1 pseudogene is annotated in these 312 nt (G+C 59.9%); it reads right to left on the bottom strand.

The features are described from left to right. Positions 1-205 (bottom strand): annotated as a pseudogene (locus QWI17_RS05730) (bifunctional tRNA (5-methylaminomethyl-2-thiouridine)(34)-methyltransferase MnmD/FAD-dependent 5-carboxymethylaminomethyl-2-thiouridine(34) oxidoreductase MnmC); the annotation flags it as partial. Positions 206-312 lie beyond the last annotated feature (107 nt).

Raw genomic sequence — 312 nt, 5'->3', positions numbered from 1 at the left:
AGCCGGTCTCGCCGATCACCAGGCTGCTGTGTGCGGGCAGGTTGGCGAAGCGCTCGGCCAGGCGGGTTTGGCCGAGGAACACATGCTTGGTTTCTTCGATGCCTTCGTTGACCGCGAAATAGACGTCGTCGTACTGCCGCGAATGGGGGCGGCCCTGGTCGTCCCAGTCGATCTGGGCGTGCTGGAGAAGGGTGGGTTCAGGCATGGCTGGTTCGCTGGAGATGAGTGGCAAGTTGCAAGTGGCAAGTCGCAAGTGGCTAGAAAAAGCAGATGGTGGCATGGCTTACGTTTTCTTGCAGCTTGCAGCTTGCA

Source organism: Gilvimarinus gilvus, assembly GCF_030518155.1.
Taxonomy (GTDB): Bacteria; Pseudomonadota; Gammaproteobacteria; order Pseudomonadales; family Cellvibrionaceae; genus Gilvimarinus; species Gilvimarinus gilvus.
Note: the sequence above shows the minus strand (reverse complement) of the source record. Positions and strands in the feature narration are given on the sequence as shown.